Genomic DNA, 26,378 nt, shown 5'->3' on the forward strand with positions numbered 1-26,378 from the left:
CAGACGGCTTTTTGGCTTTATAAGGAAGGATTTGGGATTATGGGATTTGCACACTTGCATCTGCATACAGAGTATTCTCTGTTAGATGGCTCCTGTAAGATCGGCGAGCTGATGAGCCGGGCGAAGGAACTTGGCATGGAGAATATCGCCATTACCGACCATGGCAATATGTATGGGGTGATTGATTTCTACCGGGCGGCGAAAAAGGAAGGAATCAATCCGGTGATCGGCTGTGAGGTTTATGTGGCACCGGGGTCGCGCTTTGATCGGGAGAATGTCCGGGGGGAGGATCGATATAACCATCTGGTGCTTCTGGCAGAGAATGATCTTGGGTATGCCAATCTGATGAAGATTGTCTCTATCGGGTTTACGGAGGGGTTTTATTATAAGCCGCGAGTGGATGCGGAGGTGCTCGAGAAATATCATGAGGGCATCATTGCACTTAGTGCCTGTCTAGCGGGCGTTGTTGCGTCGAATCTGCGTCAGGGCTTTTATGAGGAAGCCAAGAAGGAAGCACTGCGTCTGTCGGAGATCTTCGGACCGGATCATTTCTATCTTGAGCTTCAGGATCATGGTATTGATGCGCAGAAGATCGTTAATCAGGGGCTTTTGCGCATGAGTCAGGAGACGGGGTTGGAGCTTGTTGCGACTAACGATGTGCATTATATCCGTGCCGAGGATGCGGAGCCGCATGATATTTTGCTTTGTATCCAGACACAGCATAAGGTACAGGACGAGGATCGTATGAGATACGAGGGTGGTCAGTTTTACCTTAAATCCGAGGAGGAGATGAGGGCGCTTTTCCCATATGCGCTGCAGGCGGTGGAGAATACCGGAAAGATCGCCGGGCGCTGTCATGTAGAGATTGAATTTGGAAAATATAAGCTGCCGAAATTTGATGTGCCGGAGGGATACACATCATGGGAGTATTTGAAGCATCTTTGTTATGAAGGAATCAAGCGGCGCTATGAGGATGTGACCCCGGAGATTCAGGAGAGATTGGATTACGAGTTAAATACCATTAAGAATATGGGATTTGTGGATTATTTCCTGATCGTGTGGGATTTCATCCACTATTCGCGAGAGCAGGGAATCGTGGTAGGACCGGGACGTGGCTCTGCTGCCGGAAGTATTGTGGCATACAGTCTGGAGATCACGAATATCGATCCGCTGGCGTTTGATCTCCTGTTTGAGCGTTTCTTAAACCCGGAGCGTGTGACCATGCCCGATATCGACGTGGATTTTTGTTATGAGAGACGGCAGGAGGTCATCGATTATGTAACCCGCAAATACGGCAGAGATCATGTGGCGCAGATTGTCACCTTTGGTACGATGGCGGCAAGAGGAGTGATCCGTGATGTCGGCAGGGTTCTTGATATGCCGTATTCCTATGTGGATACGATCGCCAAGTCTATTCCGATGGAGAAGGATATTACGATCGCTAAGGCAATTGCAAATATACCGGATCTTCGTCAGCTCTATGAGACGGATGAGCAGACAAAGTATCTGCTCGACATGGCCCAGAAGCTGGAGGGGCTTCCGAGGCATACCTCGATCCATGCGGCAGGTGTTGTGATCGCACCGGAGCCGGTGGATCATTTTGTACCGTTATCCAAGGGCTCAGAGGGCAATGTCACAACGCAGTACACGATGACAACGTTGGAGGAGCTTGGTCTTCTGAAAATGGATTTCCTTGGTCTTCGTACGCTGACGGTTGTGCAGAATGCTGCCGGAATGTGTGGCATGAGCGATGAGGATATGCTGCATCTGGATCTGGAGGATGAGAATGTATGGAAGCTGATCTCGAGCGGACGCACCGAGGGAATCTTCCAGCTTGAGAGCTCCGGGATGAAGCAGTTCATGAAGGAGCTGCAGCCGGAAAGCATGGCGGAAATTGTCGCCGGTATCTCCCTGTACCGTCCGGGTCCGATGGACTTTATTCCGCAGTATCTGGAGGGAAGAAGCAACCGGGAGAGCATTCATTATGACTGTCCGCAGCTTGAGCCGATCCTGGCAACCACCTACGGCTGCATCGTTTATCAGGAGCAGGTTATGGAGATTGTCCGTAGTCTCGCCGGCTACAGTTATGGACGAAGTGATCTGGTGCGTCGAGCCATGTCCAAAAAGAAAGCAACGGTCATGGAGGCGGAACGCCAGAACTTTGTGTACGGTAATGAGGAAGAGGGCGTAAAGGGATGTATCGCCAATGGCATTCCGGAGGAAGTTGCTAATAAGATCTATGATGAAATGATCAGCTTTGCCGCATACGCATTTAATAAATCCCATGCGGCTGCATATGGAATGGTCACTTTCCAGACAGCATGGTTGAAATGCTATCATCCGGTAGAGTTTATGGCATCTTTGCTGACCTCCGTTAAGGAAAATACAGGAAAGATTGTCGAGTATGTGATGGAGTGCCGGCGGATGGAAATTGAGATCCTGCCGCCGGATGTCAATGAAGGCTACAGTTATTTTTCTGTATCCAACGGTAAAATACGCTATGCGCTTTCGGCAATCAAGGGAATTGGCTCCGGCGTGATCAACAATATTGTGCAGGAGCGTGAGCGTGGTGGTCCGTTCAGCTCCATGCAGGATTTCATGAAGCGTCTGACCAGCAAGGAGGTCAATAAGAGCAGTCTGGAAAGTTTTATTAAGGCAGGTGCATTTGATGGCATGGAGGGCAACCGGAGACAGAAGCTTCAGGTTTACCAGAGCATGTTAAGCAGTGTGAATCGTGAGAAAAAGGATTCGATGTCCGGTCAGCTGTCTTTGTTTGATATGGGAGATGAAGATCTGGAGCATGCAAATGAGGTGACGTACCCGAATCTTGAGGAGTTTGAAAAGGAAGACCTTCTTGCTTATGAGAAGGAAGTGCTTGGCATCTATATCAGCGGTCATCCGCTTGAGGAATATGTTTCTCTGATCCGGCAGAATTCCACCTGTACCTCCAGGGATTTCGTACGGCAGAGCGAGGAGGAAACCGGTCAGGAGCCGGAGAGGATCGAACATCAGCAAAATGTTGTGATCGGTGGAATGATCACGGCAAGAACCGTCAAGACGACAAAGACCAATAAGCTGATGGCATATCTGACGCTGGAGGATATGTACGGTGCTGTAGAGGTTTTGATGTTCCCTGACATTTACAGCAAGAAAAAGGAGCTGTGTCAGGAAGATACCAAGGTGTTTATCAGAGGACGCGCTGACATGGGCGGCGACCGTGACGGCAAGATCATTGCAAGGGATATCATTCCATTTTCCATGATTCCATGCGAGCTGTGGCTTCGTTTTAAAAATAAAGAAGATTTTGAACAGAAGGAACCACAGCTATATGAGAAATTATCTCCATATGACGGAACGGATCAGATCATTGTTTATCTGGAGGAGGAGAGGCAGATGAAGAAGCTTCCGCCGGGACGCAATGTCAACGCAAGACAGGTCATCCGCGAAAATGTACTGGAAGATTTTGTGGAAAGTGCATTGAAGGAGAGAAAGTTGTAGGATCATTGGTTTCTGCTTGAAAAAAAAACGAGAATGACGTACAATAGAGGGTACGATGAATAGGTTGGAAATGATTCGTTAAAGATAAAATAAAAGGGAATGCAGATCATATTATTCTGGAGATGCATTTCCGGTTATGTGAAACGGAGGACAAGATGAGTAGTGCAGTAAAGACGATTGGTGTATTGACAAGTGGTGGGGATGCGCCCGGAATGAATGCAGCCATTCGCGCAGTTGTGCGTACCGGTATTGCAAACGGCGTAAAGGTAATGGGAATCAAGAGAGGATATGCGGGTCTTCTGGATGAGGAAATCGTGGAGATGGATACGCTGTCCGTATCCAATATCATTCAGCTTGGCGGTACGATTCTTTATACCGCACGCTGTAAGGAGTTCCGTGAAAAGGAGTATCAGGAGAAGGCAGCAGAGATCTGCCGCAAGCACGGGATTGACGGCATCGTTGTAATCGGTGGAGACGGATCCTTTCAGGGAGCCAGCAAGCTTGCTGAGTTAGGCATCAACACCGTCGGCGTTCCGGGAACGATCGATCTGGATATCGCATGTACCGAGTATACCATTGGTTTTGATACGGCGATCAACACTGCGATGGAGGCGATGGACAAGCTCCGTGATACCTCAGAGTCACATGAACGCTGCAGTATTGTGGAGGTTATGGGACGTACCGCAGGACACATCGCACTGTGGACAGGTATTGCCAGCGGTGCAGAGTATATTCTGACGACAGAGGAATATGATGGAAATATACAGAAGATTATTGAGAAGATACAGCAGCGCCACAAGATTGGCAAGAAGAATCATGTAATTGTTAATGCCGAGGGTGTTGGCAATTCCTATGAGATGGCAAAGATCATTGAGGCAGCTACAGGTGTTGAGACACGAGCAACCGTCCTGGGTCATATCCAGCGTGGCGGTAATCCAACCTGTAAGGATCGTGTATATGCATCTGCAATGGGTGCAAAGGCAGTGGAGCTTCTCTGTGAGGGTAAGACAAACCGTGTCGTAGGTTATACGAACGGAGAGTTTGTAGATTATGATATTCAGGCAGCACTGGCGATGGAGAAGGGACTGGATCCATATCTGTTCCATATCACCAGAAAGCTGACCACGTATTAAAGTAGAGGAAAGGAAGGTAGCTAGACATGAAAAAATTACTCAAGGGTGTTATGGGTATCACATCGATTGCCGTGATGGCAGCAGGTGCATACTATCTGACCAAGAAGCTGATCGGTGAGCCGGACGAAGAGCTGGATGACGAGTATGATGATTTCGACTTTGACGACGAAGACGATGAGCTTGATGAGGAATCCAGAAAATACGTAACACTGGATTTTGAAGACGACGAGAATGAGGGTGGCGAGGAAGCTCCGGAAGATGAATCCGAGGAGTAATCCGCGCGATTGGGTATACTAAAACGTATGTCATAAGCATAGATTACCTACAGGTAGATTGATCTGGAGGTAACCTATGCTTAATTATTTATGGGGATTTATGATACTGGCAGGGCTGGGGGCAGGGATTGTCACCGGTCAGGTTGAGGCGGTGAGCAATGCATCGATTGACAGTGCCGGTGAGGCGGTAAATATGGCGGTGACAATGCTTGGAATTATGTCCATGTGGACAGGACTGATCGAGGTCGCAAGGCAGGCGGGACTTCTGGATCGTATGACAAGAGGACTGCGTCCGGTTCTAAGCTTTTTGTTTCCACGGATTCCCCAAGAACACCGCGTGAATGAGTATCTGACTGCCAATATCCTTGCCAATATTCTGGGACTTGGCTGGGCGGCAACTCCCATGGGCTTAAAGGCGATGGCAGAGCTTGCCCCGTTAGAAAGACAGAGGCTTGCCGAAAGAAAGCGGCAGGAAACCGGGGAGCAGGCTGATCCTAATAAGATTACATTGACAAGAGCCAGTGATGAGATGTGTACATTTCTGGTTTTAAATATTTCCTCGCTGCAGGTGATCCCGGTGAGTGTGATCGCCTACCGGGCGCAGTATGGTGCGGTTAATCCCGCAGCCATTGTGGTACCGGGACTGATCGCTACGACAGTCAGCACAGCGGCTGCTGTGGTCTTTTGCAGAATCATGAGCCGGCGGGGAGAGAGTTCTTAAGAGTTAGACACAATAAGAGAAAGGATGACAGATTATGAAGAAACAAACGAAAACAGGGTTCAGGCGGACTACAGGTAAGCTGACGGCATGGCTGTTGACGGGAGCACTGCTTCTGTCAAGCGGTGTATGTCCGGATGTATCAGCAGCAGGAAAAGTAATGATCAAAAATATGCCGGCGGTGAAGTACATGCCTGCGGGAAGCAGCTTTTTGGTCAAAGCAAATCAGAAGAATGCGAAGCTTTCTTTTACATCCTCTAAGAAAAAGATTGCATCCGTTGACAAAAGCGGTCTGATCCTTGCAAAGAAAAAGGGAACGACAAAGCTGAAGGTAAGCAGTGGAAAGAAATCTGCCAAAGTAACGATCAAAGTAGTTCCGTCAAAGGGCTTTACCATGTCAAAGAAAGCGGGCGTATATCAGGAAAGTGTCACAACCACGTTAAAGGCACAAAAAGGGTATCAGGTTTATTATACGACCTCTGACAAATTTGCTCAAAAGACAAAGGTAAAAGCTGGCACTTCTAAGAAGTTTACCTTTACCAAAACGACAACTCTGAAGGTGTATCCGGTACGCACCAATCAGAAAATGACAACGACAAAGCTTAATAAAACAGCAGGTACGAACAGAAACAGAGGCGATTACTGCTATCAGATCAAGGCAGCCGGGGCAACGAATGTACCGACCGGAACAGCAGTCAGTGCACCGACAGCAATCGTGGCATCGCCGCTTCCGACAACAGTACCGGCAACGACACCGACAGCTCCGGTAACATCGGACAAACCGGCAGTGTCACAGACACCGGATGCGACCACAACACCGTTTGTAACGAATCCTCCGGTTGAAACCGATCCGGTGGTCACAACGCCGGAGCCGATTGATTCCAAGGAGCCGGTGGTTACAGATATTCCGGAGACCTCTGACACACCGGATGCGACGGATAATCCTGCACACAGCAGCGAACCGACAGAGAAGCCGGTCAATATTTTGCAGCCGGGTGAGGAAGGATATTGTGGAGATGCGGCAGATGGTTACGTTATAGCTTACAAGGGAACATTTGAGGAGAGTGACAGTAACGTTTCTATTGACAATGCCGTGCAAATCACGCTTCCTAAGACAGCAGCCAAACAGGAATTTAAGGACAGTGACGGCAATGTTGTTGCCTCCTTGTCAAAGAAAAACAAGTTGTCGATCACGAAACCGGGAACTTATCTGATCAACTCGGAGGGATCAGCATCCGGTGATGCGGTTGCGGCAACGATAGAAGTTTCCTATGATGCAGATGCCGCTGCGGCAGCATCACAGGAGCTGCATATGATTCTGGATGGGGTTCGTCTGGCATCCGCTCCGTCAAAGACGGATAATGGTGTCATCACGATCAAAAACGGAGATACCGATATATCCAAAGCAATTATTACCGTGCTGGGAGAGAATGTGATTGAGGATCAGGGAGCGGCAGACTTAAATCTTGATGATCATACCGCAGGTATCATGAGTAAGAAAAATGTACCTCTGACGTTGAACGGCTCCGGCAGCCTGCAGATCAGCTCGGAGAACGGCAATGGCATTCAGTGTAAGAACTTCCTGAAGCTTCAGGATGCGACGATTAAAGTGACAACCGGAAATGCAGAGGACGCATCTGTCGGCAATAATGGTATTTCCGGCAAAACAGGTCTTTTCGTGAAAAATGCCGATCTGACCATAGATGCGGCAGGGGATGCATTAAAGACAACACTTGATGCGGCGGATATTGAAGCAGATCCAGCATTGGCAGAGCTTGGTAATATGAGTATAGACGGCGGTAAATATCAGCTTACCGCTCGGAACGGAGACGGTATCAGCGCCTTCCGTACGTTGTATCTGAACCCTGATGAAATGACAGTAACTGCACAGAATAAGGCGGGAAAGGATCTGACAGCAGCAGGAAGCTGTAAGGCGGTTAAAGCGGGAACTACCCTTTACGTTTCACCTGACAGTGGCAGTATCACAGCGGACAATTCACAGACTGCCGGCAATGGTGAACTGACGGCAGATGATGCGTTATGCAGCGATGGTTATATCTGCATTAACGGAGGTGGGGATCTTACCATCAAACCCGGTAAATCGGCACTTCGTGCAGGAAAAGGAATTCTGTTTAACGGTCATTTGGAGAATACTTTGAATGTGGAGGATTATAAAAGCTTGTTTTAAGGAATGACAGGAATATTTTCCGGAAAATTTCATAGGATAAATGCGAGAAACAGTGGCATAAGATGCAGAAAATGTGTTTGAGATGCCGGAGCGAGTCCTATGAAAAAGAAATTGATCTGGATCAGTATATGTTTGGTGCCGGCAGTGCTTCTGTTCTGCCCGGCAGTGGTCAATCAGGGATCGAAGGATGGACTGCTGCTGTGGTTTACGGTGGTGCTGCCGGCACTTTTTCCGTTTATGGTATTCTCCGGGACGATGATGAAGACCGGAGCTGCAGGAGAGATCGGACATCTTCTTTATCCGTTTTTACATCGTCTGCTTGGTCTGTCAGAAAATGGCTGCTATGCCATGGCGGTTGGATTTCTGTCGGGCTATCCGCTGGGCGCAAAAACGGCGGCGGATCTTCTTCTGGATGAGAAAATTTCTTATGAAGAGGCACAATATGTGACCGGTTTTTGCAATAATGCCAGTCCGATGTTTCTGCTGGAGTATATCGGTGTGTACTGTATGGGGCTTACAAAGCCATGGGTTGTGCTGGTTGTTGTGTATGGTACTGCCGTATTAAATGCATTTCTTTTTTTGCGGAAAAAGGTGTCTTCCGGTTATCAAAACAGGCAAAATGTGGTAAAATACTGTTATCAGGAGGATCGTGTGTCGGTGATGGATGCACTGGATCAGTCAATCCTTAATTCTTTCGTTACTGTGACGAAGGTGGGCGGTTATATAATATTGTTTTCGATTCTGGCAGAGTTTGTGGAAAAGATCGTGCCCTGCCATGAATTTGCAAAGCTGATCGGTCTTGGCGTGATCGAGATCACCACCGGAGGAGAGTATCTGAAGGCGTATCCGATGGCGGAACCGGTCAAATGGATCATCGCCTGCGGAATCGCGGCGTTTGGAGGTCTGTCGAGTGTGGCGCAGACATACAGTGTGCTGCAGGGGAGCGGGATTAAGATAGACGGATATCTGAAAGCAAAGCTTCTTCATACTCTGCTTTCAGTGTTGGCCGCGGCGGGAGTTGTCTTAGCCGGGGACTGGGGAAGGTAAAGGATTTGCGGCGGGAGCTGTATTAGTTGGGATTGGGTAAGACAATGGATTTGTGGGTTATTGGAGAAGGTGATATATCTGTGGCGTGGAGTATATGCCGGCGTTTACAGATACGCGGGATCACCGAAAAGCACAAGGAGCCGGCGGCGTATGCCGTGCCGGACAGAATGGAGGGAATATGCCTGCATTTGCAGCACATGAGATATTTGGAGAGGAAGCACTGCAAGAGACAAAGGGAAAGCTGAACGAGGTTGTGGCAAAGCATCCGGAGGTGTTCCGGCTGGGCTGCCAGGGACCGGATCTGTTTTTCTTTAATCCGTTTATGAAGCTGGTGCATCGTAAGGTGGATCTGGGAAGCAGACTTCATACCTCGCAGATCAACCGGTTTTTTGAGGTATTTCTGGATGAACTTCTGAAGCTTTCCAACAAGCAGGGACTGGAGATCGGAATCAGTTATTTTTTGGGCTTTGTGTCCCATTATACGCTGGATACAGAGCTTCATCCGTATATTTATGCCAGATCCGGCTACAGGGATGGCGTAAAGGACGCCGGAGCAAGATCGTTTCCGGCGCATCAGCGGCTGGAGGCGGTGATCGATCAGAAGATACTGATGGTAAAAAAGGGAATTATGCCGTCGGGTTATTATCCGGAGAAGCGGATCCGTGTTTCGGAGGCAGAGCTTAGTGTGATCGCACGTCTGATGAGCAGGACACTGCAGAGAATCTATCATCTGATGATATTCGATGAAAATATCAAGGCATCCTATCGCTGTATGCGTGGTGTGATCCGTCATGTTTATGATCACAGCGGAAGGAAACGGCAGCATGTCCGCCGGTTTGAGGCTGTGGTGCTCGGAAGACCGGTGATCGCCAATATGATGGTGGCAGACCGGATGCCGGACCGGAGAGATGCCATGAATACTTTGGGTAGAAGGTGGACAAGTCCATGGAATCCGAAGGAGCATTTTGACAAGAGTGTATGGGAAATGTATGATATTGCCATGGAGCGGTATCAGGATTACTATACAAGGCTGGAACCGCTTCTGGCGGGTCTGCTGCGGAGAATCCGGTTTGTGGAGCAGAAGAAGAGCCGTGCCGGAAGCATAGAGCAGTTTATCAGAGAGCAGATTGCAAAGGTAGCAGCCGGTTTGGAAAACAGAGATTACCATTCCGGTAAAAATAAATAGAAGGGCTGGTGACTTTCATGGAACGTATTAACGCATGGAAAACCTATGAAAACAAAGACAAAAAGGAACTGGAGCAGTTAAATCAGGACTATATCGAATTTCTCTCTGTCGGCAAGACAGAGCGGGAATGTGTAAAGGAGACGATCCGTCAGGCTGAGCAGAATGGCTATCAGCCTCTGGAAGAGGTTCTGAAGAAGGGGGAAAAGCTCCAAAAGGGCGACAAAGTATATGCGGCATATATGAATAAGACGATCGCATTATTCCAGATCGGTGAGAAACCGTTGGAGGAAGGCATGAACATTCTGGGAGCACATATTGATTCTCCTCGTATGGATGTAAAGCAGAATCCGTTATATGAGTCAGAGGATATGGCATATCTTGATACTCATTACTATGGCGGTATCAAGAAATATCAGTGGGTGACACTGCCGTTAGCAATTCACGGTGTTATTGTGAAGAAGGATGGACCTCAGTGGATGTGAGCATCGGTGAGAAAACGGAGGATCCGGTATTTTGCGTGACCGATCTGCTGATCCATCTGGCAGGAGCACAGATGGAGAAGAAGGCGGCAAAGGTGATCGAGGGCGAGAAGTTAGATATTCTTGTCGGAAGTATGCCTTTGAAGGACGAGGAGAAGGATGCTGTCAAGGCCGGTGTTCTTGCAATCTTAAAGGAAAACTACGGCATGGAGGAAGATGACTTCATGTCTGCTGAGTTAGAGGTTGTTCCGGCAGGAAGAGCAAGAGAAATGGGTTTTGACCGCAGCATGATCATGTCTTACGGACAGGATGACAGAGTTTGTGCGTATACCTCTCTGGCAGCTATGTTAGAGGCAAAGGATGTAGACAAGACAGCCTGCTGTCTTCTGGTAGATAAGGAGGAGATCGGCAGTGTCGGTGCAACCGGTATGCAGTCTCATTTCTTTGAAAATGTTGTGGCAGAGCTGTTAAATCTGCAGGGAGATTACAGTGATCTTAAGCTGAGAAGATGCATGGCAGCAAGCCGTATGCTTTCTTCTGATGTTAACGCTGCGTATGACCCGCTGTTTGCAGATGCTTTTGAGAAGAGAAGTGCCTCCTTTATGGGACGGGGCGTTGTATTCAGTAAATTCACCGGCTCCCGTGGTAAGTCCGGTTCCAATGATGCTAATGCGGAATATCTGGCAGCGCTTCGCCGGATCATGGATGACAATGGCGTTAATTACCAGATGGCTGAGCTTGGAAAGGTAGATATCGGCGGTGGAGGTACGATCGCTTATATTCTTTCCCTGTACGGCATGGAGGTTATTGACAGCGGTGTAGCGGTTCTCAACATGCATGCACCTTGGGAGGTGACAAGCAAGGCGGATGTTTACGAGGCATATAAGTGTTACAAGGCATTTTTGAAGGATGCGTAAGGGTTTGCGGAAGCAGCTTTCAGAGAAATGGATTCAGTGGCAAACAGAAGGTTTTGCCCATTTTAACATCCGCAGAACAGATAATATCCAAGGAGCAGACAGAGGACGATAATGCAGAACGCAAGAAAGCCGCTGCCGATCCAGAGCATGAGCAACATGCCGATCGCGATCCAGAATAAGATAAAACCTAGCATTCGTTTCACAGGGTACCTCCATTTTGAAAGAATCCTCACAAGAAAAGGTTTCTTTTTTGAAAAGAATAGGGTATACTATAGAATATGTTATTATGCTGTGAATTTGAACATTTTTCTGGAATCATCGAAAGATGACCGGATCAGATAGAATTGATAAAGAATGGAGGATGGACTATGAAGGGTAAAATGAGTAATGAGATGGGAGATATTGTCATTGACCGTGAGGTTCTTGCCAAGTATGCCGGATCAGCAGCAACAGAGTGCTTCGGTATTGTCGGTATGGCATCTGTCAATGTCAAGGACGGTGTGACGAAGCTTCTGAAAAGAGAGAATGTCAGCCGTGGTGTGAATGTAACGGTGGTTGACAACAAGATCCATATTGAGCTTCATGTAATTGTTGCGTATGGCGTGAGCATCCGTGCAGTTGCCCAGAATATTCTGGAAAACGTTCGCTGCCGTGTAGAGACATATACGGGTATGGAAGTTGATAGTATCAGTGTTGCAGTCGAGGGCGTAAGAATTGTCGATGACTGATACGGACTTTTATGTCAGAAGGAAATAATCTCTAGGAGGAAGAAAAAGTGAGTGTTGAGAGAATAGATGCGTTGATGATGAAAAAGTGCTTTCTGGCAGGTGCCAAGGCGCTGGAGTCAAGAAAGGATTACATTAATGAGTTAAATGTATTTCCGGTACCGGACGGTGACACGGGCACAAACATGACCATGACGATCATGGCGGCGGTTCGTGAGATCAATAAGCTGCAGGACGTTACGGTTGACAGCCTGTGTAAGGCAATGTCCAGCGGCTCCCTGCGTGGTGCGAGGGGTAACTCCGGCGTTATCATGTCCCAGATCTTCCGTGGCTTCACGAAGGAGTTAAAGGGACTGGAGTATCTTGAGGTGACCGATCTTGGCAACAGTATCCAGCATGCAGCGGATACTGCTTATAAGGCGGTTATGAAGCCGAAGGAGGGTACGATCCTTACCGTGATCAAGGCGGGTGCGGAGAGATCCGTTGAGCTTCTGATGGAGGGAGAAAGCCATGATATGGTTTCCTTTGCCGAGGAAGTGAGCGCATACATGGAGGATACATTAAAGCGTACACCGGATATGCTCCCTGTCCTGAAGCAGGCAGGTGTGGTAGATTCCGGCGGAGAGGGACTGATGACCTTTGTGCGTGGTGCACTGGCAGCACTGCAGGGCAAGGAAGTAGACCTTGATCTGACGGGTGTGGATGCAAAGGCATCACCGGCAGTGACGACAGGACCTCTGAGGATGCGGCAGATATTAAGTTTGGTTATTGTACCGAATTTATCATAATGCTTGAGAGAGATCAGGATAAGGTGGAGAAGGAGCTGAAGGCATATCTTCAGGATATCGGTGACTGCGTTGTCGTTGTTGCGGATGACGAGATCGTCAAGGTGCATGTTCATACCAATCATCCGGGTCTTGCCTTTGAGAAGGCACTCACATTTGGTTCTCTGACCAGCATGAAGATTGACAACATGCGTGAGGAGCATCAGGAGAAGCTGATCCGCGATGCGGAGACAGTTGCAAAGCAGCAGGCGGAGGCAGAAGCTGAGGAGCCGAAGGAGCATAAGGCAGACGGCTTTGTTGTTGTTTCTGCGGGAGAAGGTCTGAGTGATATTTTTAAGGATCTCGGTGCAGATGAAGTGATCGAGGGCGGTCAGACCATGAACCCGAGCACGGATGATATTCTGCAGGCAGTGGAGAAGGTGGATGCAGATCATGTCTATGTTCTGCCGAACAATGGTAATATCATTCTGGCAGCAGAGCAGGCGAGAGATCTGACAGAGGACAAAGAGGTCATCGTGATCCCATCGACCAATATTCCACAGGGAATTGCGGCAATGATCAATTTCATGCCGGGTCAGCCTGTCGATGAGAACACGGCACAGATGACGGAGGAGATGAAGAATGTCAAGTCCGGTCAGGTGACTTATGCGGTTCGTGATACGCAGATGGATGGCAAGGATATCAAGCAGGGCGATTATATGGGCATTGCAGATAAGAAGATCGTTGCCGTTGAAAAGGGGCTGCAGGAGGTTACACTGGAGCTGGTAAAGGGCATGCTAGACGATGAGAGCGAGTTAGTCAGCCTTTACTATGGAGCCGATGTGACGGAGAAGGACGCAGAGGCTGTTGCTGATCTGATCCTGAAGGATCATGACGATCTGGAGGTTGAGGTTCAGTATGGTGGACAGCCGGTATATTCATACTTTGTATCAGTAGAGTAGTTGCTCAGAAATGAGGATTTATATGCAGTTATCCGACAGTATTCGTGAGATTAAAGGGATCGGAGAGAAGAGCGAGAAGCTTTTTGCCAAACTGGGCATCAGTACGGTGGAAGGGCTTCTCTTCTTTTATCCCAGAGAATATGAGATTGTAGAAAATATCCGTCCGATCGATCAGGTGCAGGAGGGACATATCGTGGTGGTCTGCGGTACACTTGCCGCAAAGCCGCGGATGCAGTATGCCCGCAATCTGAAGATTGTCAGTACATTTTTAAAGGACAGCACCGGTCAGATCGAAGTGACCTGGTTTAATATGCCGTTTATCCTGCGTACGCTCCATATGGGGACGCGTTATATCATGCGGGGACGGGTGATCAATAAGAACGGCAGATACCGTCTGCAGCAGCCAAAGCTTTTGAGTGAGGAGGAGTATCACAAGCTGCTTTCCAAGCTGCAGCCGGTCTATCCGCTGACGGCGGGGCTTACCAATCATGCCGTCAGCAAGGCGGTGGCAAATGCCTTGAAGGAGACAGATCTGACCGGAGATTATCTCCCGCTTGAAATGCGCAAAAAGTACCGGCTTGTTCTGCGTAAGCAGGCGGTTCAGGCAATTCATTTTCCGAAGGACAAGGAGGAATATATTCAGGCAAGACGAAGGATCGTGTTTGAGGAGTTTTTCTTTTTTGCGCTGGCACTTCATCAGATGAAGCAGGGAAAACATCAGAAGGAATCTCCTTATGTGATGGAGCAGTTTGACATGCCGGCAAAGCTTACGGAAAGCCTGCCGTTTAAACTGACGGACGGTCAGGAGCATGCCTGGGAGGATATCCGGAAGGATCTGGCATCCGGCATTGTCATGAACCGGCTGGTGCAGGGAGATGTCGGTTCCGGTAAGACGATCGTGGCAGTGCTTGCACTGCTTGCCTGCGTGGAAAATGGTCATCAGGGTGCGATCATGGTGCCGACGGAGGTGCTTGCCGAGCAGCATTTTAAGACATTTCAGGAATATCTGGAGCCGTTTCATGTCCGCGTGGACCTGCTGGTTGGCTCCATGACAGCGGCACAGAAACGACGTACTTATGAAGCAATTGAAATGGGAATGTCAGATATTGTCATCGGAACGCATGCGCTGATCCAGGACAAGGTGCATTATAAGGATCTGCACTTGTTGTCACGGATGAGCAGCATCGTTTTGGCGTCCGGCAGAGAGAGGCATTCTCGGAGAAGGGGCTGGAGCCGCATATGCTTGTCATGAGTGCAACGCCGATTCCGAGAACTTTGGCGATCATTCTTTACGGGGATTTGGATATTTCCGTCATCGATGTGATGCCATCTGACCGTCTGCCGATCAAGAACTGCGTTGTGGGGACGGCGTACCGTCCGAAGGCGTACGAATTTATTCAGGCGCAGGTGCGGCAGGGGCATCAGGTATACATTATCTGCCCGATGGTCGAGGAAAGTGACAATATGGAAGCGGAAAATGTCACGGATTATACGGATACGCTGAAAGCAACGCTGGCGCCGTCCATCCGTGTGGAATGTCTTCACGGCAAAATGAAAGCCGGAGCCAAAAATGATATTATGGAGCGATTTGCGGATGGTCAGATCGATGTACTTGTTTCAACAACGGTAATTGAGGTCGGGATCAACGTTCCGAATGCCACGGTCATGATGGTAGAGAATGCAGAGCGGTTCGGCCTGGCACAGCTTCATCAGCTCAGAGGTCGTGTCGGTCGTGGAAGTGCGCAGTCCTATTGTATATTCATGGCAGGCAACAGTTCGCAGGAAACAATGGAGCGGCTGGGAATTCTCGGAGGGTCCAACGACGGCTTCTATGTGGCAGAGCAGGATCTGAAGCTGCGTGGTCCGGGAGATCTGTTCGGAATCCGGCAGAGTGGAGAGCTCAATTTTGCATTGGCTGATATTTATCAGGATGCATCGATCCTGAGGGATGCCAACGAAGCGGCAGCTGCATATACCAAGGATGATATTTTAAATATGTGCAAGAAATACGAGGGACTTCGCCAGAGGATCATGGCGTATACCGATGATATTTTCCTGTAAAATATATGTTCTTATCGAAAAGGATACGGTATATTACGGTGACAGGTGTTGCCCGCAAATAGATATGGGAAGAGCTTCTGCGGGGAAGAAATCTTGCGGGATGAACCTGCATATGGTAACATAAAAAGACAGGAATCGTTTACAGAATGAAAAGGATATGGGGATAAAAACATGGTTGTAGATTTAAAAGAAAGCAGAGAAAAGATTGACAGGATCGATAAGGAGATCACCAGACTGTTTGAGGAGCGTATGGAGGTGGCAAATGATGTTGCTGCCTACAAGAGAAGCACCGGCAAAAAGGTCTATGATCCGGAAAGAGAGCAGCAGAAGCTGGAAACACTGCGCAGCTATGCCAGCACGGAATTTAATGAGACAGCTGTAGAAGATCTGTTCCGCCAGATCATGTCTATCAGCAGAAAATATCAGTATCAGACATTGGGACCGGGCGCGGCAACTATCCCGTTTGAGCAGGTGGATCATCTGGATGTCAATGAGGACACACATGTCGTATATTTTGGGGAGCGAGGTGCATTCTCCGAGCAGGCGATGTCAGAGTATTTTGGCGATAAGATCACTGCATTTAATAAGACAACCTTTCGGGATGTGATCGAAACCGTAGCAAACGGTGAGGCAAAATACGGCGTTGTGCCGATTGAAAATACTTCTACCGGAAGTATTACCGATATTTATGACCTGCTGGTGGAGCATGATATTACGATCGTGGCAGAGCATGTGGTCAAGGTGGAGCAGGCACTGCTTGGCGTGAAGGGCGCTGCGACAGAGGACATTAAAGAAGTCTATTCCCATCCGCAGGGACTTTTGCAGTGTGCTCCGTTTTTGGAGGAGCATGATATTCAGGGAATCGAGTATGCCAGCACGGCAGGCGCGGCAAAGAAGATTGCCGAGGAGAAGGACAAGACACATGGTGCTATTGCAAGCACCAGAGCGGCTGAGGTCTTTGGTCTTGATGTTTTACAGGAACGTATCAATTACCAGAGTACGAACTTTACCCGGTTTATCATTATTTCCAATCAGAAGGTATTCTTAAAGGATGCCAATAAGATCAGTGTTGCTTTCGAAGTGAAGCATGTGCCGGGTGCGCTTTATAACATGCTTGCCAATTTCTATTACAATGAAATGAACCTGACGAAGATTGAATCAAGACCACTTCACGGAAAGAAATGGGAATATCGTTTCTTCGTTGATCTTGAGGGAAATTTGAATGAATCCTCCGTAGAAAATGCACTGGCAACCATGCATGAATGTGCCAGCAATCTGAAAGTATTAGGTAACTTTGAAACAAAATAATGTGATGGAGACTGACATGAAAAAAGGACAGATCGTAGAAGGAATTGTAGAGCACGTGGACTTCCCAAACAAGGGAGTTGTGCTGATCGAAGAGACCAATGAAGCAGGAGAGCGTGAGACGCACCGTGTTGAGGTAAAGGGCGTGATCCCGGGGCAGAAGGTGCGTGTATCGATCAAGAAAGCAAGAAAAGGAAAAGCAAAGGGAATCCTGCGGGAGGTAACAGAGCGCTCCGCGATTGAAACGGCAAAACCGGAGTGTCCGCATTTTGGGACATGTGGTGGTTGCAGTTATCAGACAATTCCATATGACAAACAGCTTGAATTAAAGAAAAATCAGGTGCTTGATCTGCTGCATCCGGTATGTGACGGAATATCTGATTTTGTTTTTGATGGAATTTTATCCAGCCCGAAGCAGTGGGAATACCGCAATAAAATGGAATTTTCCTTTGGCGATGAGGTGAAGGACGGACCATTAACGCTTGGTCTCCACAAAAAGGGCAGCTTTTACGATATCATTCATGTCAATGGATGCCGTATCGTGCATCCAGACTTCCGTCTTATTCTGGATACGGTTCGTGATTACTGTGCTGACAATCAGATCCCATATTACCGCAAAAACAGCCATGAGGGTGTTCTACGCCATCTGCTTGTGCGCCGCTCCGAATCAACAGGAGAGCTTTTAGTAGCCCTCGTCACCTCCTCCCAGTATGAGGACGTCGTGATGGAGGAGCATCTGAACAAACTCTCAGAGCTTCTTCAGAAGCAGTCTCTGGAAGGAACCCTGACCGGATTTCTCCATATCATCAATGACAGTCTCGGCGATGTCGTCAAAAGTGACGAAACGCATATCATTTACGGAAAAGACTGGTTCATGGAAACCGTTCTCGGGCTCCAGTTCAGGATCACACCATTTTCCTTTTTCCAGACGAATACAAAGGGCGCCGAGGTTCTCTATCAGCGTGCCAGAGATTATGTACTGACAGGTGCGGCAAATGCACATACACCTGCTGATACTTCTGCGGATACTTTCGCGGACAAGGCGGCTCAGACGGAAGATCCGGGAAAAACTCCGTCGAACGCTCTGAACAATGCTCTGTCCGGAAAAACGGTCTTTGATCTGTACAGCGGAACAGGAACGATTGCCCAGATTATTGCCCCGGTAGCAGGTCATGTGATCGGCGTGGAGATCGTCGAGGAGGCTGTGGAGGCAGCAAGGGAAAATGCGGCACTTAACGGACTTTCAAACTGTGACTTCATTGCCGGAGATGTCTTAAAGGTCATCGACGAGATCGAGGAAAAGCCGGATTATATTGTACTGGATCCGCCGCGTGACGGAATCCATCCGAAGGCACTCAAGAAGATCATCGACTACGGTGTGCCGGAGATCGTATATATCTCATGTAAGCCGACGAGTCTGGCGAGAGATCTGGTGGTGCTGCAGGAGAGCGGATACCGGGTGGAGCGGGTGAGCTGCGTGGATTTATTTTGCTCGACGGTGCATGTGGAGACGGTTGTTCTTTTGTCCCAACAAAAACCAGATGACACGATAGAGATCGACTTAGACCTGGACGAGCTGGATGCCACCTGTGCCGAGTTGAAAGCAACCTATCAGGAAATCAAAGATTATGTGCTGAAAGAATTTGGCTTGAAGGTTCCAAGTTTATATATTTCTCAGGTAAAACGCAAATGTGGAATTGAAGTGGGAGAAAACTATAATCTTCCAAAATCAGAAAATGCAAGAGTTCCGCAATGCCCGAAAGAGAAAGAAGATGCTATCAAGGCTGCCCTGAAATATTATGCGATGATCTAAGGATATCGCTGATTTCAAGGAGGAATAACACATGAAAAGCACATTTGAAAAAATGGGTGGAACCTACACACTTGGCGCAGACGGAATTTACTATCCGAATCTTGTCAGTACAGATGAAGAACCGCATTATGGGAAATATGGAATGATGCGGAAAACATATCTGAAAGAGTATCGTCCGGCAATGTATTCACTGTATATGTTGGAAGACAGACTGACAGAACATCTGAATACTGTGGACGATGAAGCACAGGAGAGAATGGATATTCTGGTGCGTCAGATGATGGAGAAGCAAGGCGTTACGGAAGAATTGAAAGCTCGTGATCAGATGGTGTGGGTTGGAGCTGTAAATAACATCCGGAATGCAGCGGAAGAGATTGTGTTAAAAGAATTAGTGTATATTTAAGGTAATGGAAAGCTCCTTCGGGAGCTTTTCGCTGTTTGGAAGAGATTATATAGAAAATGGGTTAAGAAGATGGTATTATTAAAGCAGCGGGATTTTTATTATAGTATCTAAAATGTTTTATTCATTACAAGGAAATGGAATTGATGAATGCCATTAAACTTCCTAATAGAAATAGAATCTTTCGATATTCTGAATTGGAAAATTTGATAAGTACAGATTAGAGCACGTGTAGATGTAATAAGAGAACGAAAGGAGAAATATGGGAAAAAGCACAAAGAAGAAAAACAAAAAGGTTACAGCTCCAAAAGCAAATATTCAGGAATTAAGTATTTCTAGGGATGGCGGACAAATTGCACTCAGGGGGTATTCATATCAATTTTTGTATTCGTGTTATTTAATTCTTTCGTCATCAAATCCAAGCAATTTTTTCCAGCTTGAGGGGATTGAAGATATTGATTGTATCATGCAGAAAAATGGTAGTAATGATATTACTCATATACAGTTGAAATATTCTGTCAACAAACAGGATGCCAGCTTTTTAACTGATGTGCTCAAAAATTTTCTTGAAGCATATTTGCTGGATCAAAATAGATTTTTTAAGCTTGTTTATGATTTTCCTGTTGCAAAAGGCCATCTAAGTAAGATATTTGCATCTAAGTTAGACGAAAAATCACGCACCTATTGGGCTGGCGTGATTTCAAATATCAAGAAAAACAATCCTTCTTGGAATTGGTCTGTTTATGATTTCGATAAATTTATTTCACATCTGTCATTTGAGAAGATTGAAAAATCTATACTTGCTACTGAAATTGAAAAAACCTTAATTAGAATTTATGAGATTAACACAGACAATGTTTCATTATTTGCAAATAGCATAAAAATTCTTTGCTTTGAAAAAATGGAGCAGCGGGCCTATGTGACCAAAGCAGAATTAGATTCCAAAATCCAATCTGTCAAAATAGATATCAGTAAGGGTCCTCAAAATCCAGCTCATAGTTGGATTCGTAAACTGGACTACTCTAAGCCTAGCATTGATGAAGGGTGTAGTTTTTACGAAGGAAAAAAAGCAACACCAGCAGATATAGTAAGTGGGTTTCCAATCAAACGACCGAGTTTAGAAAAAGATGTTATTAATTCTATTTGCGAAAACATGGTTACTGTAATTAAAGCTTCTAGTGGGCAAGGAAAAACCACGCTGGCTTTGCGGGCAGCTTATATTCTCCAAAATGAATATATACCATATCAGTTACTATGGTGTGATGAGATAAAAGAAATTGGGAATATTGTCCAATATTTCAAAGCAAGAATTCAGCTTGGTGAAAAGATTCTTATCTTAATTGACAATCTGGATGACCATCTCAGCAAATGGAATTATCTTGTTCAGCTCTTACAATCCGAATTGCATTGTCATTATAAGTTGCTCATCACATCGCGAGAGATGGATTGGTATAATTATAGTGGCGACTTGAGCAATATTCAGTCTTTGAAAGTAATTAAGCCGGCTTTAGAAGAAAAGGAAGCAATAGAGATATTCAATCTATTCGGAGAGGCTAAGCAGCTTCACCCAAGCATAACAAGCTGGCAAAGAGCATGGAATAAGATTGCAGAAAGGCAACTACTTATAGAGTATGTCTACTTGCTTACTCATGGTGAGATGTTATCAGAAAGAATAGCCTCACAAATATCCGAAATAGGACAATCATCTTCTGGCAAAGCAAAATGTGAAATCCTGCGCAAAGTATGTTTCGCAGATCTTTGCGGAGTCAGGCTTTCTGCTGTCAACCTTTATGCGAGTCAATCAGAAGATTCTGGATCGGATTTTGGGGAGCTCTTAAAATGTATGGAATCCGAGTTCCTTGTGCATGTAAATGAAGAGAGCGGGTATATTGAGGGGCTGCATCCAATTCGGTCAAAGCACGTTGTTGAGAGGCTGCATGAATTCCTGCCAATTGACAATACCGCCATTTCAGTTATGAAAATGGCGGACAAAGCGGACCTATCGATACTGTTTTCTCATCTGCCGGAGTTTACCCTGAACAAAGAGACATTTTTCCGCGATGCGGTCGAGAGTCTATGGGATGAAAAAGACCTTTCAAACTATACTTCTGCAATACAGGGGCTTTTTTCAGGGAGTGTGATGCAGTATTTCCTTTCCAATCGGGCTATGTTTGACGATGCAGATGCCCACGGCGGTCTTTTCCTTATATCGACCGAAATGTGCCCCTTTGCTGTATTTGAGGATTTCGGTGTGTCGATGGATACGCTGGACAAAATGCGGGAAACATTTCCGGATAATAAGAATATAGAATATCTTTGCCGATTACGGGAGCGTATTCCCACCTGCCGTTTGCAGGAAACGTATGTCTATGTTTTCTGCGATTGTCTATATAGGAAACTGTGCACCCTTCGGTTTGACGGAATAAAGGACATCATGTCCTATGCCTCCATTTCTGAGTGGATCTATAACATCAATCCAGAGTGGAATGTATCGGTCGGATTTTCTCTGGACGATCTTTGGAGCAAGCCGGAAAAATTGACGCTGGAGTGCATTTCTACGCTGATGTATCTCTCCTACTGCGGGAACAGAAAGAAATATATGGAATTTGTGGAACGAAATCTTAAGAGTATTCTTACGTACCTCAAGCAGTGGACCAGATCACATAGGGTATTTATTGATTCCGAAAAAAATGCGATTCACATTGAATATATCCTTCGATTGCACAATATTAAAACGGGAAATGAGCAGAGCGTCTCAAGGTTGAAACTCCTTTGCAAAGCCTTGCCTATTTTTGATTTGTATTGCGCGGATGCACTCAAGCCGACAGTTGATTTGCTCGCGGCTTATCCTGTTCCCGACGATGCACATAAAGAAATGTCCATTAGAAACATTGTAATCATGTTTCATCAGAATCTTACGTCGCTATGGAACAAGACCATTATGAGCAATTACGAATTTGATACCGTGACAGAATGGTTAAATTACTGGTTTGATGTGAGAGAACATATATGTTTGCTTGCAGATAAGTGCTGTGCCTGTATTTATAAACTTCTTAGCGGAAAAACATTAGGGGGCTTGGCAGGGGAAGTAGATAAACTTCGTGAAGACTTCGCCTTAATTACCACAGGTGAAAAACGATATCCTAAGGAAGATCGTCCTTTTGAAGAAAAAGCTACAGTGCCTGAGAGATTAGGAAAAATAAAGAATAAATACTTTCAAAGCATACAAAACTTTATGAATCAGTTTGCGGGTTTTCTTGCTAAGGAAGAACAAAAACAAAGATTGGCTATGGTAAACCTCATAACAGCTCAAAGTTCTCTTGTAACGATGCAGAATTACTTTGCAGAAATTGCAATTGATTTTGGTTTTCAGGAAAGACAGATGGTTCTTTGTGTTATGGAAACGCAAAATATAGAGCGACTAATAATGTGCTGTAGATACTATCAGGCACATTCGCCAAATAAGTATTTTGATAAATATCAAATTAGGAATTGGTATGATGGGTATTGTCGAGATGAAAGAAAAATCGCAGAAGAAGGATTTTTGGCATTAAAATCCAAGTATTTGATTCATTTTCCTGATAAAATTTATACCATTGATATGTTGAGATATTATCCAATTATAGTTGATAATTTTGATATGGCATCGGAAAGCAATTTAACCGAATGGCTTCTGGGTTGTATCGCATTTTCTGATGCTCCCTTTGATTATCTAGTCATATTATCTGCTAACGAGTTTGAAGAAATAAATTCTGCTGCTTTACAGTTCCCTCGACAGATGCTTGTTGATGTCAAGAAGGCAATTGAATCAGAAAATTATTCATCGCTTGATAAATTATTACATCCATATCCTGTGGATGTGACGGCACAAATGCTTGACTGCTTTAGTGAAAAATATGATTTGCCTGAAAAAAAAGTCACCGATGTCGATGAATTTCCAATAGGAGATATTGCAGAAGAACTATGGATATATTCTAAATCTGTGGAGTTGTTGACGGAACCAGAAGATGCGTGCTATCTTGCAGATCAAACGCAAGATATTCAGCCCAACATTGCGGAAATGCTTCGTTTATTGAAGAACAAGCTTCCGTTCAAAGATGTCGATTGGTTAATAGAAATTTGTGATAACGTATTTTCCGGAGAAAAATTTGATGACATTATGTTCAATAATGTTATTGAACATTTCATACAGAAAAAGATTGAACAGTAGTGAAAGGTTTGCTCCAAACAAACATAGATGGAACTACAAAGCTGATGGATTTTCTTGATGAGCAGAGAATGTGCCGTTTGTATGAGAAGTTCATTCTCGAATATTATAAAAAGCATTATCCGAAATTAACCGTCAGTGCTTCACAGATACCGTGGTCTTTAGATGATGGTATTGGAGATATGCTTCCAGTAATGCAGAGCGATATTCACCTTCAAAAAGAAAATACAGTATTGATTATTGATGCCAAGTATTATTCTAATACAACACAGGTTCAGTTTGATAAACATACTTTGCATTCAAATAATCTGTATCAGATATTTACTTATGTAAAAAATCGTGAATATCAATTTGGAGATGAGGATAACAAGGTTTCTGGAATGTTGCTGTACGCAAGAACGGACGCTTTGATTCAACCAGATAATGTATATCAAATGCATGGTAATCAGATTAGCGTTAAAACGTTGGACCTGAATAAACCATTTGACGAGATTGCCAAACAGTTAGATGAAATTGCAGCAGCACATTTTGATGGTATTGAGAAGGCGGTATAAGGAACAATGACAAATAAAGAAAAAGCACAGATGATTCAGGATGTCATTGATCATCCAGGAAGAGAAAGAACTTATTATAGTTTGATTGAAGATCTCGGTGATCTAAAAAGTAACTATGCGGATTACATGACAACAGAACCGATCAATTGTAATGAGGAATTACAGCGTGTGGCAAATGCAGATTATGAATTATGTACTGCATTGCTTACTGCGATTTTAAGAGAAGATCATTTTAGTAATGGTTCCTTCGAGCGCAGACAACGCGCCGGTCAGGTTGATGAAATCCTTAAAAGAATGGTAGCAGAATTGAATAAATAAAGCATAATGGCAGTATCGGTCTCTGTGATCAGTACTGCCATTTTCGTTAGTCTTTTTTATAAAATTCAGTGATATACCCATCTGCTCGAAGTAGTATATCAGGCATCCAGTCTGGTGTTTGTGCCATCTGTGTGCAGAGCACTTCCAGTGATACCTTTTCGGAGGATTAGCATAAATGTGTTTCGCTCCATTCTTTCATTTGCTCTAAAATTGGAACAAAGCTTTCGGCTAATTCTGTAAGAGTGTATTCTACTCTGGGAGGTATTTCTTGATAAATCTGACGATTGATCCATCCGTCATTTTCCAATTCCCTTAACTGTTTGGTAAGAGTTGATTTTGTGATTTCATGATACGAAGATAATCGTCAATATTTGTGGACATACTTTGGCACAGTATTGTTCGGTTGCAGAGAAATTTGCAGACTGTGATATTGATCTTTTGGAACTTAATATTTCCTGTCCAAATGTGGAAGAAGGTGGATTGAGCTTTGGCACAGATCCGCACATTGTAGAACGGATAGTGGGTGCTGTTCGTCATTACGCAAAACAACCTTTGATTGTAAAACTGTCACCGGAAGTCAGTGATATAACAGAAATAGCAAAAGCTGCTGTTTCTGGTGGGGCAGATGCAATTTCGCTAATTAACACACTAAGAGGAATGAAAATAGATATACATAAGCGTAAACCTGTACTTGCAAATAGAATCGGAGGGTATTCTGGTCCCGGTATTATGCCTGTGGCACTGCGAATGGTTTATGAGGTCTGTCATAGCGTTGATGCGCCTGTGATTGGCATGGGTGGTATTTCAACATACGAAGATGCTCTTGAATTTATTATGGCGGGAGCAAAGGCTGTTGCTGTTGGAACTGCAAATTTTCATAATCCTTATGCGACTGTAGAAATCATAGATGGAATTTGGAGATATATGAAAGAAAATAAAATTTTCTCATTGGAAGAAATCAGAGGATGTATTGATTAAGCATATATCCATGAAATATGGCAGTGAGAATATTTCATTAGTATAGGTGATAGAATGGGAAAAATATTAGTTTTATCATTTTCTGATGACGAAGAAGAGACTTATCAGAGAATGTTACAGATAATAAGTAATAGCAAGAATTTTTAATGGTGTAATATGCTTCAGGAAACAAAAAATATTCAAATAGGCGAATTGATAGTAGATTTATCGAAAAGAAGTGTTATTACTGGGAATACAGAAGTTACGCTTACAAATCGAGAATTTGAAATACTGTATCTGTTAGCAAGTAGTCAGGGGAGGGTGTTTAGCAAGGAGCAAATCTATGATCTTGTCTGGGAAGAACCCTATTCCGGTGATTACAACATCGTCATGAGCCATATACGCAACATACGAGAAAAGATAGAACAGCCAATCTACATACAGACGGTATGGGGTGTAGGCTATCGTTTCAACAAAAATTTAAGCAGCGGTCTGTAAAGAAGAAATACTGATCACTGCTTATTTTTCGCTTCTGACACCTAAAAGATATTCACAAGATACATGGAAAAATTCAGCAAGGGCAACCACTTCATAATCTGGTACAAAGCGTATCCCTTGTTCTATTCGTAATACGGTCAAATCACTAAATTCATATCCGGCAAGTTGGAGCTGTTCTGCCAGTGCTTTTTGCGAAAGCTGCCTTTCAGTTCGCAATTCCTTTACTTTCTGACCTATCAGATTTTTGGAATTGCTTTCTTTATTCCAGTAAATTTTCATATCATCACCAACTTTCTAAAGATGAAGTGCGGAAAAATATTTTTGTAAGAAATTTAAGGATTGATAATACTGCCTGTAAAATGCAATACTTAGG

At 45.3% G+C, this 26,378-nt stretch carries 16 protein-coding genes and 6 pseudogenes; 19 read left to right on the forward strand and 3 right to left on the reverse strand.

Annotation, left to right across the window (positions count from 1 at the left end; all coding sequences use genetic code 11):
• Positions 1-39 precede the first annotated feature (39 nt).
• The 8 genes and pseudogenes from DXA20_RS07910 to DXA20_RS07945 all read left to right on the forward strand — a co-directional run bounded on the left by DXA20_RS07910 (position 40) and on the right by DXA20_RS07945 (position 11,441).
• Positions 40-3,498, forward strand: coding sequence for a DNA polymerase III subunit alpha (locus tag DXA20_RS07910; RefSeq protein ID WP_118559913.1), 3,459 nt, complete (start codon positions 40-42; stop codon positions 3,496-3,498).
• A gap of 155 nt (positions 3,499-3,653) precedes the next feature.
• Entirely contained in the window at positions 3,654-4,631 is a 978-nt protein-coding gene (gene pfkA / locus DXA20_RS07915) for a 6-phosphofructokinase (RefSeq protein ID WP_022305663.1), read from the forward strand.
• Positions 4,632-4,657: 26 nt separating this feature from the next.
• The gene (locus tag DXA20_RS07920; RefSeq protein ID WP_022305662.1) at positions 4,658-4,906 is read left to right on the forward strand and encodes a hypothetical protein; all 249 of its coding nucleotides are present in this window, start codon (positions 4,658-4,660) and stop codon (positions 4,904-4,906) included.
• A 76-nt stretch (positions 4,907-4,982) separates the two neighbouring features.
• Positions 4,983-5,627: a nucleoside recognition domain-containing protein gene (locus DXA20_RS07925; RefSeq protein ID WP_118559915.1), complete on the forward strand. Its 645-nt coding sequence runs from the start codon at positions 4,983-4,985 to the stop codon at positions 5,625-5,627.
• Positions 5,628-5,661: 34 nt separating this feature from the next.
• Positions 5,662-7,812: a carbohydrate-binding domain-containing protein gene (locus tag DXA20_RS07930; RefSeq protein WP_118559917.1), complete on the forward strand. Its 2,151-nt coding sequence runs from the start codon at positions 5,662-5,664 to the stop codon at positions 7,810-7,812.
• 99 nt (positions 7,813-7,911) lie between these two features.
• Positions 7,912-8,859, forward strand: coding sequence for a hypothetical protein (locus DXA20_RS07935; RefSeq protein ID WP_118559919.1), 948 nt, complete (start codon positions 7,912-7,914; stop codon positions 8,857-8,859).
• A gap of 94 nt (positions 8,860-8,953) precedes the next feature.
• The gene (locus tag DXA20_RS07940) at positions 8,954-10,045 is read left to right on the forward strand and encodes a zinc dependent phospholipase C family protein (RefSeq protein ID WP_147403719.1); all 1,092 of its coding nucleotides are present in this window, start codon (positions 8,954-8,956) and stop codon (positions 10,043-10,045) included.
• Positions 10,046-10,062: 17 nt separating this feature from the next.
• Positions 10,063-11,441: pseudogene (locus DXA20_RS07945) on the forward strand (aminopeptidase).
• A 62-nt stretch (positions 11,442-11,503) separates the two neighbouring features.
• Here DXA20_RS07945 and DXA20_RS16405 read toward each other — a convergent pair.
• Positions 11,504-11,644, reverse strand: a complete 141-nt coding sequence (locus tag DXA20_RS16405) for a hypothetical protein (RefSeq protein ID WP_199877065.1) — start codon at positions 11,642-11,644, stop codon at positions 11,504-11,506.
• A gap of 165 nt (positions 11,645-11,809) precedes the next feature.
• Between DXA20_RS16405 and DXA20_RS07950 the strand changes: the two genes are divergently transcribed.
• The 9 genes and pseudogenes from DXA20_RS07950 to DXA20_RS07990 all read left to right on the forward strand — a co-directional run bounded on the left by DXA20_RS07950 (position 11,810) and on the right by DXA20_RS07990 (position 24,550).
• Positions 11,810-12,169, forward strand: a complete 360-nt coding sequence (locus DXA20_RS07950; RefSeq protein ID WP_022305655.1) for an Asp23/Gls24 family envelope stress response protein — start codon at positions 11,810-11,812, stop codon at positions 12,167-12,169.
• Between the two features lie 47 nt (positions 12,170-12,216).
• A pseudogene (locus DXA20_RS18380) lies at positions 12,217-13,892 on the forward strand (DAK2 domain-containing protein).
• Between the two features lie 22 nt (positions 13,893-13,914).
• Positions 13,915-15,953 (forward strand): annotated as a pseudogene (recG, locus tag DXA20_RS18640) (ATP-dependent DNA helicase RecG).
• 171 nt (positions 15,954-16,124) lie between these two features.
• Positions 16,125-17,261 (forward strand): prephenate dehydratase, encoded by a 1,137-nt coding sequence (gene pheA / locus DXA20_RS07965; RefSeq protein WP_118559923.1) that lies wholly within the window; start codon positions 16,125-16,127, stop codon positions 17,259-17,261.
• Between the two features lie 16 nt (positions 17,262-17,277).
• A complete protein-coding gene (locus DXA20_RS07970; RefSeq protein WP_118559925.1) occupies positions 17,278-19,071 on the forward strand; it encodes a class I SAM-dependent RNA methyltransferase in 1,794 nt (597 codons plus the stop codon).
• A 31-nt stretch (positions 19,072-19,102) separates the two neighbouring features.
• Entirely contained in the window at positions 19,103-19,474 is a 372-nt protein-coding gene (locus tag DXA20_RS07975; RefSeq protein ID WP_118559927.1) for a TnpV protein, read from the forward strand.
• Positions 19,475-19,733: 259 nt separating this feature from the next.
• Positions 19,734-23,681 carry a P-loop NTPase gene (locus DXA20_RS07980; protein ID WP_118559929.1) on the forward strand — a complete coding sequence of 1,316 codons (3,948 nt, stop codon included), beginning with the start codon at positions 19,734-19,736 and terminating at the stop codon, positions 23,679-23,681.
• A gap of 47 nt (positions 23,682-23,728) precedes the next feature.
• Positions 23,729-24,232, forward strand: a pseudogene (locus DXA20_RS07985) (5-methylcytosine restriction system specificity protein McrC); the annotation flags it as partial.
• Between the two features lie 6 nt (positions 24,233-24,238).
• The gene (locus tag DXA20_RS07990) at positions 24,239-24,550 is read left to right on the forward strand and encodes a DUF6508 domain-containing protein (protein ID WP_118559931.1); all 312 of its coding nucleotides are present in this window, start codon (positions 24,239-24,241) and stop codon (positions 24,548-24,550) included.
• 166 nt (positions 24,551-24,716) lie between these two features.
• Here the strand turns inward: DXA20_RS07990 and DXA20_RS18385 are convergent.
• Positions 24,717-24,896, reverse strand: a pseudogene (locus tag DXA20_RS18385) (winged helix-turn-helix transcriptional regulator); the annotation flags it as partial.
• Between DXA20_RS18385 and DXA20_RS08005 the strand changes: the two are divergent.
• Both DXA20_RS08005 and DXA20_RS08010 read left to right on the forward strand, forming a co-directional pair.
• A pseudogene (locus DXA20_RS08005) lies at positions 24,896-25,528 on the forward strand (dihydroorotate dehydrogenase); the annotation flags it as partial. The pseudogenes DXA20_RS18385 and DXA20_RS08005 sit on opposite strands and share 1 nt — an antisense overlap.
• A 156-nt stretch (positions 25,529-25,684) precedes the next feature.
• Positions 25,685-26,005: a winged helix-turn-helix domain-containing protein gene (locus DXA20_RS08010; RefSeq protein ID WP_243100576.1), complete on the forward strand. Its 321-nt coding sequence runs from the start codon at positions 25,685-25,687 to the stop codon at positions 26,003-26,005.
• A gap of 21 nt (positions 26,006-26,026) precedes the next feature.
• Here DXA20_RS08010 and DXA20_RS08015 read toward each other — a convergent pair whose 3' ends face one another.
• The gene (locus DXA20_RS08015; RefSeq protein ID WP_118559935.1) at positions 26,027-26,284 is read right to left on the reverse strand and encodes a helix-turn-helix domain-containing protein; all 258 of its coding nucleotides are present in this window, start codon (positions 26,282-26,284) and stop codon (positions 26,027-26,029) included.
• Positions 26,285-26,378 lie beyond the last annotated feature (94 nt).

Source organism: Roseburia sp. AM59-24XD, assembly GCF_003478445.1.
GTDB lineage: Bacteria > Bacillota > Clostridia > Lachnospirales > Lachnospiraceae > Jutongia.